Annotated in this window: 13 protein-coding genes; 1 reads left to right on the top strand and 12 read right to left on the bottom strand. The window is 66.5% G+C overall.

Going from position 1 to position 15,064, the window contains the following annotated elements:
• The first annotated feature begins 18 nt into the window (after positions 1 to 18).
• Complete coding sequence (locus ACLV8F_RS11575; RefSeq protein ID WP_411884368.1) at positions 19 to 768, top strand: SDR family NAD(P)-dependent oxidoreductase; 750 nt, start codon at positions 19 to 21, stop codon at positions 766 to 768.
• Between the two features lie 65 nt (positions 769 to 833).
• Here the strand turns inward: ACLV8F_RS11575 and ACLV8F_RS11570 are convergent, their stop codons facing one another.
• The 12 genes from ACLV8F_RS11570 to ACLV8F_RS11515 all read right to left on the bottom strand — a co-directional run bounded on the left by ACLV8F_RS11570 (position 834) and on the right by ACLV8F_RS11515 (position 14,864).
• Positions 834 to 1,541, bottom strand: coding sequence for an ABC transporter ATP-binding protein (locus ACLV8F_RS11570; protein WP_411884367.1), 708 nt, complete (start codon positions 1,539 to 1,541; stop codon positions 834 to 836).
• Positions 1,534 to 2,322, bottom strand: coding sequence for an ABC transporter ATP-binding protein (locus ACLV8F_RS11565; protein WP_411884366.1), 789 nt, complete (start codon positions 2,320 to 2,322; stop codon positions 1,534 to 1,536). The genes ACLV8F_RS11570 and ACLV8F_RS11565 overlap by 8 nt, the downstream gene beginning before the upstream one ends.
• Positions 2,319 to 3,344, bottom strand: coding sequence for a branched-chain amino acid ABC transporter permease (locus ACLV8F_RS11560; protein ID WP_411884365.1), 1,026 nt, complete (start codon positions 3,342 to 3,344; stop codon positions 2,319 to 2,321). Before ACLV8F_RS11560 ends, ACLV8F_RS11565 begins: the two co-directional genes overlap by 4 nt.
• On the bottom strand, positions 3,337 to 4,230 hold the full coding sequence (locus ACLV8F_RS11555) for a branched-chain amino acid ABC transporter permease (RefSeq protein WP_411884364.1): 894 nt from the start codon (positions 4,228 to 4,230) through the stop codon (positions 3,337 to 3,339). Before ACLV8F_RS11555 ends, ACLV8F_RS11560 begins: the two co-directional genes overlap by 8 nt.
• Before the next feature lie 52 nt (positions 4,231 to 4,282).
• Positions 4,283 to 5,452 carry an ABC transporter substrate-binding protein gene (locus ACLV8F_RS11550; RefSeq protein ID WP_411884363.1) on the bottom strand — a complete coding sequence of 390 codons (1,170 nt, stop codon included), beginning with the start codon at positions 5,450 to 5,452 and terminating at the stop codon, positions 4,283 to 4,285.
• A gap of 57 nt (positions 5,453 to 5,509) precedes the next feature.
• Positions 5,510 to 6,316, bottom strand: a complete 807-nt coding sequence (locus ACLV8F_RS11545; RefSeq protein WP_411884446.1) for an enoyl-CoA hydratase/isomerase family protein — start codon at positions 6,314 to 6,316, stop codon at positions 5,510 to 5,512.
• 32 nt (positions 6,317 to 6,348) lie between these two features.
• Positions 6,349 to 7,896 (bottom strand): AMP-binding protein, encoded by a 1,548-nt coding sequence (locus ACLV8F_RS11540; protein ID WP_411884362.1) that lies wholly within the window; start codon positions 7,894 to 7,896, stop codon positions 6,349 to 6,351.
• The gene (locus tag ACLV8F_RS11535) at positions 7,889 to 8,437 is read right to left on the bottom strand and encodes a (2Fe-2S)-binding protein (protein WP_411884361.1); all 549 of its coding nucleotides are present in this window, start codon (positions 8,435 to 8,437) and stop codon (positions 7,889 to 7,891) included. The genes ACLV8F_RS11540 and ACLV8F_RS11535 overlap by 8 nt, the downstream gene beginning before the upstream one ends.
• Complete coding sequence (locus ACLV8F_RS11530) at positions 8,434 to 9,279, bottom strand: FAD binding domain-containing protein (RefSeq protein WP_411884360.1); 846 nt, start codon at positions 9,277 to 9,279, stop codon at positions 8,434 to 8,436. The genes ACLV8F_RS11535 and ACLV8F_RS11530 overlap by 4 nt, the downstream gene beginning before the upstream one ends.
• On the bottom strand, positions 9,276 to 12,308 hold the full coding sequence (locus ACLV8F_RS11525) for a xanthine dehydrogenase family protein molybdopterin-binding subunit (RefSeq protein WP_411884359.1): 3,033 nt from the start codon (positions 12,306 to 12,308) through the stop codon (positions 9,276 to 9,278). Before ACLV8F_RS11525 ends, ACLV8F_RS11530 begins: the two co-directional genes overlap by 4 nt.
• A 170-nt stretch (positions 12,309 to 12,478) precedes the next feature.
• On the bottom strand, positions 12,479 to 13,363 hold the full coding sequence (locus tag ACLV8F_RS11520) for a helix-turn-helix domain-containing protein (protein WP_411880552.1): 885 nt from the start codon (positions 13,361 to 13,363) through the stop codon (positions 12,479 to 12,481).
• A 271-nt stretch (positions 13,364 to 13,634) separates the two neighbouring features.
• Positions 13,635 to 14,864 carry an MFS transporter gene (locus tag ACLV8F_RS11515; protein ID WP_411884358.1) on the bottom strand — a complete coding sequence of 410 codons (1,230 nt, stop codon included), beginning with the start codon at positions 14,862 to 14,864 and terminating at the stop codon, positions 13,635 to 13,637.
• Positions 14,865 to 15,064: the final 200 nt, after the last annotated feature.

The following is a 15,064-nucleotide window of genomic DNA, read 5'->3' as shown; positions in this document are numbered from 1 at the left end:
CACCCTCAAGGATCCATCATGGGAAAGCTACACAACAAAATCGCCCTCATCACCGGCGGCAGCAGCGGCATCGGCCTGGCCACCGCGCAGGCCTTCATCAAGGAAGGCGCTTATGTCTACATCACCGGCCGCCGCAAGGACGAACTCGACAAGGCGCGTGAACTGCTGGGAAGCCAGGCCGAAACCGTGCAGGGCGACATCGCGAGCTTCGCCGACCTCGACCGCCTGTACGCCAAGATCCGCGCAGAGAAGGGCCGCCTCGACGTCATCGTCGCGAACGCGGCCTTTGTCGAACTCCAGCCGCTTGCAGAGGCGACCGCGGAGCACTTCGACAAGACCTTCGACACCAATGTTCGCGGCACCTATTTCACGGTGGCCAAGGCGCTGCCGCTGCTGGCCGACGGCAGCGCCATCGTGCTGGTCAGCTCCGGCATGAACGTCAAGGGCTACCCGGCCTACGGCACCTACGCCGCCACCAAGGCCGCCATCCGCTCGTTCTCGCGGACCTGGGCGCATGAACTGAAGGACCGCGGCATTCGCGTCAACACGCTGAGCCCCGGTGTGATTGAGACGCCCATCATCGAAGTCCAGTTCCCCGACAAGGAACAGGCCGACGGTGCACGCGCGATGTTCCGCAACATGACGCCCATGGGCCGCATGGGCAAGCCCGAAGAGATGGCCGCCGCCATCCTGTTCCTGGCATCCAGCGACAGCAGCTACTCCACGGGCATAGACCTGGTGGCGGACGGCGGCATCACCTCGCTGTAAGCGCCTTTCGCGCGGGGAAGGCGCAAGGAAGCCACCTTCCTTGCGCCCTTCGCCGCTTCATCCCGTCACACGGCAATCCGCTGGAACAGCTCGCTGCGATGCGCGGCATCCGAGGCGTCGCCTTCCAGCGTGACCATTCCGCGCTCCAGCGCATAGAAGCGCGTGGAAATGTCGATGGCGCGGCGGACGTTCTGCTCGACGAGGATGATGGGAATGCCCCTGAGCCGCAGGCCGTCGATGATGCGGAATATCTCATCGACGATCTTCGGGGCCAGCCCCTCGGTGGGTTCGTCGATCAGCAGCAGCCTGGGTTCGCCGGCCAGCACCCGGGCCATGGCCAGCATCTGCTGCTCGCCACCCGACAAGGTGGTCCCCATCTGGGACCGGCGCTCGCCCAGGCGCGGGAACTGCTCATACAGCTCGCTGATGCGGCGCCTGGACTCGCTGCGTGAGCGCCCCGGGCACTGCATGAATCCCAGCACCAGGTTTTCCTCGACCGTCAGCCCCGGAAATATGCGCCTGTCTTCCGGCACAAAGCCCACGCCGCGGCGGCAGATGACATCGGGGGAAACGCCGCCTATCGGTTTTCCGTCGAGGGTGATGGCGCCTTGCGTGGGCGCCAGCCAGCCGGCGATGGTTTTCATGACGGTGGTCTTGCCGACGCCGTTGCGCCCGAACAGGCCGACGACTTCGCCGGCCCCCACACGAAGCGACACGCCCTGCAGCACATGGCTCAGGCCGTAATGGGTATGCACGTTGGTGAGCTCAAGCATGCGCTGCATCTCCAAAGTAGGCGGACTGGACGGCGGGATTGCGCCTCACGTCCTGGGGCGTCCCCTCGTAGAGCTTCTGCCCCTGGTGCATGACGACCACGTGGTCCGAAAGGCTCATCACCAGGTCCACGTCGTGCTCGACCAGCAGGATGGTCAGGGAGCCGGCGGCCAGCCGCCGGATCATGGCGCCGGTTTCCTGCGTGTCGGTGTGGCTCATTCCCTGGGTCGGCTCGTCCAGCAAGAGCATGCGGGGGCGCGAGGCCAGCGCAACCGCGATCTCCAGGCGGCGCTGTTCGCCGTGCGACAGAAAGCCCGCCAGTTCTTCCGTCTTTTTGGCAAGGTTGAACTGCTCGACCAGTTCGTCCACGCGCTGGAGTGCGGCGCGGCTGCTGGCGATGGGCCGCAGCAAGCCGCGTCCGCGCTCGAGGAACTGCGACGCCAGGCGAAGGTTCTCCCGCACACTCAGTTCAAAAAACAGGTTGGTGATCTGGAAGGAGCGGGCCAGCCCGGCCGCCAGCATCTGGTTCGGCCCGGCGCCAGTCAACACACGGCCGTCAAAGCTCACCACGCCGGCGCTGGGCGTGATCGCCCCGCTGACCAGATTAAAAACCGTGCTCTTCCCGGCGCCGTTCGGCCCGATCAGCGAAGTGATCTTCCCGCGTCCGGCCTCAAAGCTGACCTTGTTGACGGCGACCAGGGACCCGAACCGCACCGTGAGGTCGCTGACGGACAGCAGTGCGTCCGCCTGCGCTGCGCCCGGGGTTTCAAGCTCTTGCATCATTTGGGGTGTCCTTTGCGCGAGTTCCTGCGGGCAAGCGCCTCGATCGCGTAGCCGATCAGCCCGCGCGGAAAGAAAATCACCGACACGATGAAGATCACGCCGATCACAAGCTGGTGGTGCTCCGTCACCGTGCCTATGACGGAACGCAGCAGGGTCAGGATGGCAGTCCCGTACAAGGGCCCGATCAACGTTCCGGTGCCGCCCACCAGCACGTTGATGATGGCGTTGCCCGACACCTGGAAGAACATCAGCTCCGGCGACACAAAGCCCCGCAGCATCGGATACAAGGCGCCTGAGAGGGCCGCCACATCCGCCGCCAGCACAAAGGCCGCAAGCTTGTAGTGCCAGGGATCGAAGCCCAGAAAGGGAACGCGGCTCTCGTTCGCCTTGATGGCGGCCAGCTGGTGGCCGAAAGGCGTTCCCAGCAAATAGGTGAGGCCCAGGTAAAGCACCGCCGTGAAAGCCAGCACGACCAGGAAAAACCCGACCGGGCTGGCCGCGTCCACCGAAAAGAACACGAAAGAGATCTGCGGAACCGGTACGCCGATGATGCCGTCGGAAGCCCCCAGCTCGCGGGTGTTGAAGACGACCTTGGAGACCACCTGGGCCAGCCCGAAACTGATCAGACCGAAGTACACACCCTTGGCGCGGATCGCAATCAGCCCGGCGATCGCTCCCACCACCGTGGTGGCAAGCAGGGTGACCAGCAGCGCCAGCCAGAAGGACGGGATCGCATGCTTGAGCACCAGGGCCGAAACATAGGCGCCGAAGCCGAAAAAGAGCGCCTGCCCCAGGGGCAGCAGCCCGGTCCGGCCTAGCAGCAGGTCCACCGACATGGCCAGCCCGCCGAAGATCAGCGCCTCGCAGGCCAGTCGGAGGAAGAACACGTCGCCGCGAATCGCGGCCAGGGCCGCGAACACCAGGGCCAGGCCAAAAAACACCCAGGCAAAAAGCGTTGCGGGTTTCCTGGGCGACGCGGCGCCGGCCGGTGCCGCCTTGGAGGGCGCAAGGGCGTCATGCATGTCCGAGCCTCCCGAAAAGACCCTGGGGCCGCCACATCAGGACGATCACCATGATGGCGAACAGCAGCGGGTCGCTCCAGACCGGCGAGATGTACAGGCTGGAGATGGATTGAATCTGGGTGAGGACCAGCCCGGCGATGACGGCGCCCTTGATGGAGCCCATGCCGCCAATGATCACCACCGAAAAAGCGATGAGGACAAAGTCCCTGCCCATGGTCGGGAACACCGAGTAGATGGGCGCAAGCAAGGCGCCGGCCAGGCCCGCCAGGGCGACACCGAACGCGAAGGTGCCGGCGTAGACCACGCTGACCGGAACGCCCAGCGATGCGGTCATGTTCCTGTCGTAGGCTGCGGCGCGCACCATGGCGCCCAGCCGCGTGCGGAACACCACGACCCAGACAACACCTATCACCAGGCTGCCGACCGCCATGACGAAGAGCCGGTAATTCGGGAAATACAGGCCGAGGAATTCACTGGCGCCCGAGATCGGCGCCTCAAGCCGCAGAGGATTGGCACCGAACACAATCTTCAGGGCATCCTCAAGCACAATCGCCAGCCCGAAGGTCAGCAGCAAGGTCAGCGTGTGCCGGTCCTTTGAATGAAACACCCGCTGGATGAGCGCCCGCTCCGTGACATAACCGAGGACGGCCATCATCAAGGGCGTCAGGAACAGCGCCCACCAGAACGGCACCCCGACCCCCAGCAAGGCCACGGCGGCGTAGGCGCCTATGGCATAAAACTCGCCATGCGCCATGTTGATCACGTCCAGCAGGCCAAAAATAATGGTCAGCCCCAGCGCCATCAACACCACCGCGACACCAATGGACGCGCCATTGATCACCTGCGGCGCCAGCACAAACTGCAGCCACTCAAACAACTCTGCCATCTCGGCTCCCCGTAAGTGGCGCCCGGCCGGGCCGGGCGCCACGGTTGATCGACTAGAACCTGGTACAGGTGTCCGCGCCTATGGCCTGGGCGCCGGCCACTTTGCCGACGATCTCGAAGTCGCCGCCCTTGACGCGCACCGCGTACATGTCCTGCATCGCCTGGTGGTCGCCCGCGCGCATGGTCTTCATGCCTTGCGGCGTGGCCCATTGCAGGCCGCGCATGGCCTCCCGGACTTTGGCGGTGTCGGTGCTCTTGGCTTTTTCCACCGCGGCCTTGTAGAAGAACAGCACGCCGTACGAGTCCGCGCCGTAGAGGTCGGGCTGGGCCTTGTAGGCGGCGGTGAAGCTGGCCAGGAATTTCTTGTTTTCCGCGCTGTCGATGTTCGGCGAATAGCCGACGCCGGTGACGAAGCCGTCCGCGGCCTTGCCGATGGCGGTGACGTTCTGCGACGTGATGGTTCCCGAGGCGCCCACCACCTGCACGTTGCGGCTCACGCCGAACTCGGCCATCTGGTTGAACAGGCGAACCGTGTCGTTCCCCGCCATCGAGGTGTAGATCACGGCGGGTTTGGTCGAGCGGATCTGGCCGAAGAAGGGGGAGTAATCCTTGTTGTCCAGCGGTGCGTAGACCTCACCCACCGTCTTTGAGCCCTTGGCTTCGGCCGCGCTCTTGAAAGCGGCGACGGTGCTGCGGCCCATCTCATAGTCAGGCCCGAGGTAAAACACATTGGCCTGCGGTTTTTCCTTGGCCAGCCATTCGGCGAGCGCGGCCGATTGCATGCCGGCCCGGGCGTTCACGCGGAACACGTTGGGCGAGCACTTGTCGGTGGTGATGGCGTCGGAAAACGACACGGTCGTCGCGATCAGCTTGTTGTTGCGCTCCGCGACCTGCCCCACCGCAAGCGTCGAGCCGGAGTTGACGGTTCCCGTGAGGAAGTCCACCTTGTTGACCTGGAAGAGCTTTTCGGCCTTCTGTGTCGCGACGGCCGGGTTCGCCTCTTCGTCCTCGTACAGGAGTTCGAGCTTGCGGCCGTCGATGCCGCCCGCCGCGTTGATTTCAGCGGCGGCCAGGTCGAGGCCCCACCGGACCTGCTGGCCTATGCCCGCATAGGTGCCCGACAACGGGGTGACGACGCCGATCTTGACGGGGCCGGCCTGGGCCGCCGCAAGTATCGGGGCCGAGCAAAGCACCGCCAGAGCGGTGAGTCTGTACATCTTCATTCTTGTCTCCTGGTTTCTGGTTGATGGTCCCGTTGCACGGGGTTGCTGCCTGCTTCTTTACTTACCGGTGAAATTCGCACGGCGCTTCGCATGGAAGGCCTCCACGCCCTCGCGGAAGTCTTCCGAACTCCGCAAGCGTGAATAGCTGTGCCCCTCAAGCTCAATGGCGATGGACAGGGGGGAGTCCTCGGTGTCATTGAGAAGTTTTTTGGCGGTGCGCTGGGCCAGCGGGGAAAAAGCCCGCAGCTCGTTGACCAGCGCGTCGGTCACGCCTTCCAGTTCGGCGTCCGGGACGCATTCGGTGGCGACGCCCCACTCCGCGGCCTGCACACCGGATATCCGGCGCGAGCGCATGACGATGTCCTTGGTGCGCGTGATGCCCACCATCTTCTGCAGGCGGGCCGAGCCGCCGGAACCGGGGATCTGCCCCAGTTTTTGTTCGGGCAGGGCATACAGCGTCGTCGGCGTCACCAGCCGGAAATCGCAGGCCAGGGAAATTTCAAAGCCCACGCCGAAGCAGTAGCCCCGGCCGGCGGCAATCACCGGCTTGGAGCAGCGCGCCGGCGCGGCGATGTTCCATGCCAGCCTGGACACATGCTCGGGCGAAGCCTCGAGGAAGCCGCGGATGTCGCCGCCGCTGGAGAAGTGCTCGCCCTCCGAGCGCAGCACGATGACGCGCACGCGCTCGTCGCCGTCCAGCGCTTCAAAAACCAGGCGCAGCTGCTCGCGCTGCGTCATGCTGATGACGTTGAGCGGCGGGCGGGACAGGACAATGTCCGCGCGCTCGCGCTTTTCGTCGACGGTGACCGTGAACCCGTCCAGTTCCTGCGGCAGGCTGTTCAGCTGATGGGGGAGATCGTTCAATTTCACTGTTGCGTTCCTTGGTGGGTTGAAAGTCAATGGCCGGGTCCGGGCAAAACCGTACGTGGGTCCGTGTCGAATTCGCCGGCGACCAGTTTTCGCCGGAGGATTTTTCCGACGGGTGATTTGGGAATCTCGCGCACAAACACGTATTCCCTGGGTCGTTTGAAGTTCACCAGGTCCGAGGTGCGGCAATGGGCATCGAGGGCGTCGGCGGCCACCGGCTCGCGGGTCTTCACGAACGCGACCACGCGCTGGCCCCAGCGTTCGTCGGGCAAACCCGCTACGGCCACCTCGTCGATGGACGGGTGCAGCGACAGCACCGACTCGATGTCGACGGGAGAGATGTTTTCCCCGCCGCTGATGATCATGTCGTCGACACGCCCCGTGACGAAGAGGTCGCCGTCCGCGTCGAAGTAGCCGGTGTCCCCGGTGAAGTACCAGCCGCTCCTGAGGCTGCGGGCGTTCGCGTCGGGGCGCTTGTGGTAACCCTCGAAGGCCTCGTCGCCGGCAAGCTCGGCGAGGATTTGCCCTTCCGTGCCCTGCGCGGCCGTCATCTCCGGGTCCACCGCATCCAGCTTGACGATGCGCAGGCGTGCATTGATACCGGCCTTTCCGGCCGAGCCGGGTTTTGCCACCGCGTCCTGGTTGATCGCGCAGGTGTAGACCTCCGAGCTGCCGTAGTGGTTGACGAAGAGCTCGGGCCTGAACGCCAGCACCAGCCTGTGCAGCAGGGCATCGTGCATGGGCGCCCCGGCGAACCCCAGCTTGCGGACGCTGGAGACATCCGAGCGGGCGAACCCGGGATGCGACAGCAGGTCGTGGTACAGCGTCGGCACCAGGTAGAGATGCGTCAGCTTTTCTTTCTCGATGGCCGCCAGCGCGGCCTGGGCCTCGAACTTCGGCATGCAGACAAAGCAGCCGTCGACCAGGGCCATGGCCAGCAGCGAGCGCACACCCATGGTGTGGTACAGCGGCATGACGCCCAGCGTGCGCTCCGACCTGGCGTAGCAGTTCTGCGCGACGTGCGCCAGTGCGGCCATGCGCTCTATGCGCTGGCGTCGCGGCACACCCTTGGGTTTTCCCGTCGTGCCGGAGGTGTAGAGCATCAGCGACAGGTCTTCCGGGCCAGCCAGCGGCTCGGGCATGCGCGGGCTTGCCAGCCAGTCGCCGAACGACGCGGCGGCATCGCGAACCTCGCCCACGCCTATCTTGATGACGCCTTCGGGCAAGCGCGCTGCGGCTATCGCCTCCTGCATGACGGATTCAAACACCAGGACCCTGGCCCCGGAGTCCTCCAGGCAGTATTCGATCTCGTCGGCCTTCGCGCGCCAGTTGACGGGCGTGATGACAATGCCCGCGAACTGGCAGGCCCAATGCAGGGTGGCGGCTTCCAGCCTGTTTTGCAGCGCCGACAGAAGATGGTCGCCGCGCCGCACGCCCAGGTCCGCCAGCGCCTTCTGCACGGAGCCTATGCGCAGAGCCCACTGCGAATAACTCAGGCGGGTGTCTCCGTCCACCACGGCCAGGGCGCCGGGGCTGCGTTCCGCGCTCTGCAAAAAAGTTCGTCCGAGATCAAGCATGAGATTCCTTTGCGGCGGCGCGTGCGGCGGCGACTTCCATGACGGCGGCCACGATGGGTGTGTAGCCGGTGCAGCGGCACAGATGGCCCGACAGCATGTCGCGCACGTCCGCCTCTGAAGGGATGCGGGGCGCGGCGCCCGGGGCCTGCAGCCGCCCCAGCCAGTCGGCGCACGACATCAAAATTCCGGCCGTGCAAAACCCGCATTGCAGCGCGTGGTGCCGCTTGAAGGCCAGCTGAAGGTCGTTCATCACACCGTCGGCATCGGCCAGGCCCTCCACCGTCTCAATGTGTTGCCCGTCGACCTGGACGGCCAGGGTCATGCAGGCCCGGCAAGCGATTCCATCAATGCGCACGGTGCATGCGCCGCACACGCCGTGCTCGCAGCCCACGTGCGTGCCGGTGGCGCCCAGCTCCTCGCGCAGAAAGTCGGTGAGCAGCATGCGCGGCTGGGCGTGGCCGCTGCGCGCTTTGCGGTTGAGGGTGAGCTGGATGGGCTGCTTGTGCGCAGCCGCCATCGGGAGGGGCATTTTGAGAGTCATCGTGGGGTCGTGTTCAAGGTTCGGTTTGTCATGGCCTGTTCAACGGCGCGGCGGCCCAGCGTCCGCACGAGCTGCCGCCGCAGCTGCGCGCTGGCCTGCGGTTCGTCACGGGCCTCCAGGGACCAGGCGAGGTCGTTCAGGGCGTCTTCCAGGTCGCCGCCGCCGAGCACCGGCAAGTCGCGGGCGGTGGGCCGGTCGGCGACGCCACCGACGGCAATGCGCAGGCTGTGAGCATCAACGACGGCGGCCACCGCACACACCGCGAAGTCGCCATGCCGCATCGAGAACTCTTCAAAGCCATAGCCGGTGCCGGGGCTCGCCACGGGGAACCTGACTTCCTCGATCAATTCATCCGGCCGGCGCGCCGTCATCAACATGCCGGTGAAAAAGTCAGCGGCAGGCACCACCCGCTTGCCCTTGGCGCGGCGCAGCACCACCTCGCCCTTCAAGGCCAGCAGGCACAGCGGCAGTTCGGCCGACGGGTCGGCGTGCGCGATGGAGCCGGCAACGGTTCCGCGGTTGCGGATCTGGAAATGCGAAATGTGGGGAATGGCCAAAGCCAGCAGCGGGACATCCCTGGCCAGGCCGGCCATGTCCTGCACCCTGCCCTGGGTCACTGCCGCACCTATGCACAGGCGGCCCTCCGAGATGCGAAGGCCCGCCAGCTGCCGGCTTCGCGAGATGTCGACCAGCAGGGACGGCTGGGCCAGCCGCATGTTGAGCACCGCCATCAAGGATTGCCCGCCCGCCAGGATGCGCGCGTCTTCGCCGTACTGGGCCAGCGCCGCGGCGGCCTCGTCGGCTTGCTCAACCCGCAGGTAGTCAAACAGGGGCGGCTTCATGGTGTGCGGCTCCAGAATTTTTTCAGGCGCAGCCACCAGGTCGCGTGCGCCCCCTGCACCTCACCGGTCGCCTGGCGGCCCAGCGATTCAAACAGCTGGGCAAGAATGATGCGGGCCGCGCCTTCCAGCATGCGGCTGCCGACCGCGGCGACTTTCCCGCCCACTTGCGCCGCGTAGTCGTAGTGCAGCAAGGTCCCCTCCGCAGTCGCTTCCAGGCGGACGGTCCCGCTTCCGGCGCCGGTCCCCAGCGACGACGTCCCCTGCCCGGCCAGCCTCAGGCTGTGCGGCGCGTTGATCTCGGACAACACGATGTCCGCCGCGTAGCGCGCTTTCACCAGCCCCACACCCACGGTCACGTCGGCGCGGTAGCTGTTGTCCCCGGTGGACAAAAGTTCATGGCAGCCGGGAATCACCTTGGCGAGTGCGGCGGGGTCCAGCAGGACGGAAAAGACTTTTTCCGGCGGCGCCGCGATGCGGATTTCCCCGCTGGCATTCAGGGACAGGCCGCCCTGGGCCTTGGGCGCCGGGCGGGCGGCCATCGATGTGGCAAGCGCGGCCGGCGGCGGCGCTTCGGCGGCCGCGACCAGGGCCAGCACGCGGGACGGCGTCAGCGGCAGGCGGATGTCGCTGACGTCCCCTATCCTTGCGTGCAGCGGCCGCAGCGCATCGGCAAACGCATTGGCAATGCACACCGGCGTGCTCATGTTGTTGCCCTCGCCCAGGCCCTTGGCGCCCAGCGGCGTGAACGGCGACGGCGTCTCCATGTGCACGATGTCCGGGTCGGGCACCTCGCACGCCGTCGGCATCAGGTAATCGGCCAGCGTGCCCGACTGGAAACCGCCGTCGGGCGCGTAGCGGAACTCCTCGAGCAGGGCCGCGCCCAGGCCTTGCGCGAATGCGCCGCGTATCTGCCCATCGGCCATGCCGGGATGCAGGATTTTTCCCGCGTCGTGGGCGGTGACGTAGCGGTCCACCGTCACGCGGCCGGTTTCAGGGTCCACCAGCAGGCCGCAGATGTCGAACACAAATCCGTAGGCGGCCGAGGTGTTGACGCGGTCATGGGCGTCCGGCGCCGACAGCGTGGGCGCGCTCCAGAACGCCGTCTCGCGCAAGCCGGGCTCCACATCCGGCGGAAGCAGCCCGGGGGCCCAGTGCGGGCTGGCGGCCAGCCGGGTGAAGGGCTGGGACTGCGCGGGCAGGCTGGCGTTGAAAACCTTCCCGTTCGCGAACCTGATCTCGCCCGGGCTGCAATTGAAGGCCGCGCCGGCGATGCGCGCCAGCTTGTCGCGCAGCTTGTTCGCGGCGAGGAACACCGTGCCGGCCACCGCGCCGGCAAACCGGCTTGAATAATTGCCGGCCGCCACCGACCACGCATCCTTGGCGGTGTCGAACTCGACGTTCACGACAACGTCTTCGGGCCGCAGCCCGAACACGTCCGCCACCACCTGGGAGCACACCGTCATGTGGCCCTGCCCGGCGGGGGCGGAAGCGATGTTGACGTTGACGCCGCCCAGCAGGTCGATGGCGACGGTGGCGCTGGCGATCGCGCCGTTCTTGGGCCCGGCCTTGGTGCGCTGCTCCGGCGTCAGCACCGTGCTGATGTAGCCCATGTTGGAAATCGACGGCTCGACAATGGCGGCGCAGCCGATGCCGTAAAGCATGCCGGCGGCCCTGGCGGCATCGCGGCGCGCGTAAAGGGCCGGCATGTTGGCGCGTTCCGCCGCGAGATCGAGCGCCCTGGCGTAATCGCCGGAATCGAGCACCGCGCCCGCGGCCGCATGAAAGGGGAACTGCTCTTTTTTGACGAAGTTGCGGCGCCTCAGTTCGAAGGGGTCGATACCGAGTTCCGTGGCGATGCGGTCCATTAGCCGCTCGAGCGCAAAGTACACCTGGGGCCCGCCGAAGCCCCGCACCAGGCCTGTGGGCGTCTTGTTGGTCAGCACGACGCGGTTGCGCACCTCCAGGTTGGACACGTCGTAGGCGCCCGTCAGCGCGCCGTGCATGCGGTAGAAGGTTGCGGGCTCGGGCGCGCGCACATAGGCGCCCACCTCGTCCATCTGGTCGTAGCGGATGGCCTGCACGCGGCCATCGGCCGACACGGCCGCTTCTATGCGCGTGAGGCGGGCCGTCGCCGAGGTGGCGGCCGTCAGGTGCTCCAGCCTGTCCTCGACCCACTTGACCGGCGCGCCCGCCTTGCGCGATGCCAGGCACATCAGGACCACATAGGGAAAGACCGCCTGCTTGACGCCGAAGCTGCCGCCCGAGTCGCGGGGAATGCGGTGCCGGAGTTTGTTGCCCGGCACCTTGAGCGCCAGGGCCATCACCGCATGCAGCGAGAAAGGGCCCATGAAATTGGACAGCACGTCGTAACCCGCGTCGCCCGCGAGATGCTCCGCCACCACCACACCGCATTCAATGGGCGTGCAGGAGTTGCGCGGGTAGTGCACCGTGGTGGACACCGTGTGGTCCGCGGTGGCAAAGGCGTCGGCGCAGTTGCCGTAGGAAAAGCTGCGGTCCGAAACAATGTTGCTTCCGACGTCCGCGTGCAGCACAACCGCTTCAGGGTCGATGGCCCGCTCGATGTCCACGACCGAAGGCAGGCCGCGGTAGTTCACCTTGATGGCGTCGAGCGCATCTTCCGCCAGGTAGCGGCTCTCCGCGACGACCACCGCAACCGGCTCTCCCGCATACCTCACGCGGTCGGTCGCGAGCGCCCAATGCTGCATGGGCTGTTTGACACCGACCACAAAGGGCTGCGACCATAAGCTGACGTCTTCACCCGTCAGCACGGCGCGCACACCGGGCATCCGCAGCGCCGCCGCGGCATCGACGCCCAGCAACTCGGCATGCGCATGGGGTGAGCGCAGCACCGCGGCATGCAGCGTCGCGGCGGTGATACCAAGGTCGTCGCCGAAGCGGCCGTGCCCGGTCAGCAGCGCGCCGTCTTCGACGCGCTCCACGGACTTTCCGACATGCTCCAGGTTCGCAGGCCGGCTCAGCGCCGGCGCCACGGTCGATTCACTCTGCACACTGTCTCCTGCTTTTTGCTCTTGATGGAGCTTAGGCAGGCATCACCGTGCGGCGTGAACAGGAAAGTCCGGCAAAGGACCAAATCGTCTGGTATTGGACCGGTTAATCCGGTGGATTCGATGCTGCATCGCAGCATCACGGCATCTTCGCGAAGTGCGAACGGCTGCGTTTAAAGCAGGTCGGAGACGGGCGTCTCTTCCCGGGGCGGCTCGTACAGGTTCACCGCGCGGCGGTAGTTGGACGGCGTGATGCCCAGGTGCTGGCGAAAGAACCGGGCGAAGTGGCTGGAGGTCGAGAACCCCAGCTCATGGCCGACATTGCCGACGGGAATCGTCGAATCGGAGAGCCCCTTGATGGCGGCTTCAAAACGCAGGACGTTGGCATACACCAGCGGCGTGACCTGGGTGTCGCGGTGGAACAGCGAGAAGAAATGCGCCCGTGAGAGGCCCGCATAACTGGCCAGGTCATCCATGTCGAAATCCCTGGCGAGGTTCTCGCGCATGTGGGTAATGACCTTGCGTGTCCGCGGGTCAATCGCCGACGGCGGGCGCGACTTCAGGAGCCCGGCGATGTCCCGCCAGCCGGAGTAGCTGTCGATGACGGAGATCACCAGGTTGAAGAGCAGGTCCTCCAGCCGGGCGGCGGCGACCTCATCGGCCCACCAGAGCTCGAGCACAAACTCCTCGACGATTTTTTGTGTGCGGGCGTTGATCTTGACGCAGGACTCCGGAAAGAAGCGCGGGTGCGACGACAGCGACAAGGAGCGCTGTATGTCCGACAGCCAGGAGGGTTCGATGTAGAGGGCCAGGATGAGGGTCTGCTCTCCCTGCGGCGGCGCATGCGTGTAGGCGTGCGGTTCCCAGGCGTTCACCAGCACGGCCGTGTCGGCCGTCAAAGGCCGGCTCGCACCCCTGACCCAGAACGCGCTGTCAGCCCCGCCGGCCTTGAGCAGGATGTGGCAATGGTGGTGCGCATGGCCTATCAGCGAGGCATTCATGTCCAGCAAGGCGACTCGACCAAAACGGCCCTGGAAAATTTTGATGGCGTTCGACATTGCGGTCCAAGTACGTGGTGAAGCCCGGGTTTTTCATCATAGATGGCTGCGCCGCGAAGCGCAAACGGGCAAACCATGGGCTTGGGATCGCAGGCAAAAGCCGGCAAAGGAAACCGGCCAGCAGGGCCCGCCGCCCCTGCCGCTACGCCTGCCGACGCACCACAAGCTTGCCTCGGCCCCGCGTGCGGGTGAAGCCCGGCATGCCGGGCGCGCCCAGCGTGTTCGGGTCGGGTTTCGGATTGCTCACGATGGCCTCCGTGCGCTTTGCGGTTCAGCCGCGGCGGGAACCGGGGCCGTTGCGCCAGGCCAGCAAGCCGCCAAGCGCGACGGCCACCATGGCAAAGGCGGGAGCGCCCAGTGCGCCTGTCCAGTCCACCATCAGGCCGCCCACAATGGCGCCCGTGGCAATGGCGATCTGGAAGGCCGCCACCAGCAAGCCGCCCGCGGCTTCCGCCTGGTCGGGCGCGGCGCGGACTATCCAGGTCTGGAAGCCGACCGGGAACGCACCGAAGGCGAAGCCCCACAAGGCCACGGCCACGGCGGTGACCACGGTGGAGCTGCCGCCCACCAGCAGCGCCGCCGCCAGCACGGCGATCATCGCGCTGCCGGCGACGATGGCGTGGCGCTCGCTGCGCCCCGCCAGCCAGCCGCCCGCGAAGTTGCCGAAGAAGCCACCTATGCCGTAGCCCAGCAACACAGCGGAAATCGCCGCCACCGGCAGCTTGGTCACGTCTTCCAGCACGGGCCGGATATAGGTGAAGCCCGCGAAGTGGCCGGAGATCACCAGCAGCACCGCCAGCAGCGCGATGCGCACCGGCCCGCGCGTGAGCAGCTCGCGCAAGCCCTTCAAACTGGCCTGGTCGCGCGGCGGCAGGGCCGGCAAGGCGACCAGCTGCACCACAAACGCCACCAAACCGACGATGCCCGCCGCGACAAACGCGCTGCGCCATCCCCACAGATTACCCATCCACGCGCCGACCGGCGCCGCGCAGACGGTGGCAATCGAGACGCCCGTCAGCACCAGCGACATCGCGCGCGGGAACAGCCGCTCGGGCACCAGGCGCATGGCCAGCGCCGCCGCCATGGACCAGAAACCGCCCAGCGCGACGCCCAGCACCACGCGCGCGAACAGCAGCACCGCGAGCGAGCCGGCCGTGGCCGCCATCACGTTGGACACCAGCAAAAGCGCGGTGAGCGTCAGCAACACCCGCTTGCGGTCAAAGCGCGCCGTGAGCAGGGGAATGGTGGGCGCGGCCACCGCGCCCACGAGGGCGGTGGCCGTGACGGCCTGGCCGGCCGCGCCCGCCGTGACGTGGAGGTCGGCCGCCATGGCGGTGAGCAGACTGGCCGGCAGGAATTCCGCCGTGACCAGGCCGAATACACCGAGGGAGAGGGAAGCGACCGCCGCCCAGAGCGCGGCGGCCTCGCCGGGTGGATCGCCGGCGGGGATGGCGCCCGCAGCCAGCGGGTCCAGGGTGGCGGAAGAAGAATTGGATGACATGGAATGTGAAGCCTTGTTGCGGACAGGGTGACCAGCTTAGGCCTAGCATCGGCACTTTCCCATGGCGAAAGAGCCGAAATGCTTGACGATTCCTCCAGAACTTTCACGCCCGTCATCCAGCCGCCCCACGAAGGTGCGGGCCTGCCCGCCGCGGGGCCCGATCCCCTCACCCAGATCCTGCTGGGCCTGCGCCTGGAAGG

The sequence above is a fragment of the Polaromonas sp. YR568 genome (assembly GCF_943369675.1).
Lineage (GTDB): Bacteria > Pseudomonadota > Gammaproteobacteria > Burkholderiales > Burkholderiaceae_C > Polaromonas.
Note: the sequence above shows the minus strand (reverse complement) of the source record. Positions and strands in the feature narration are given on the sequence as shown.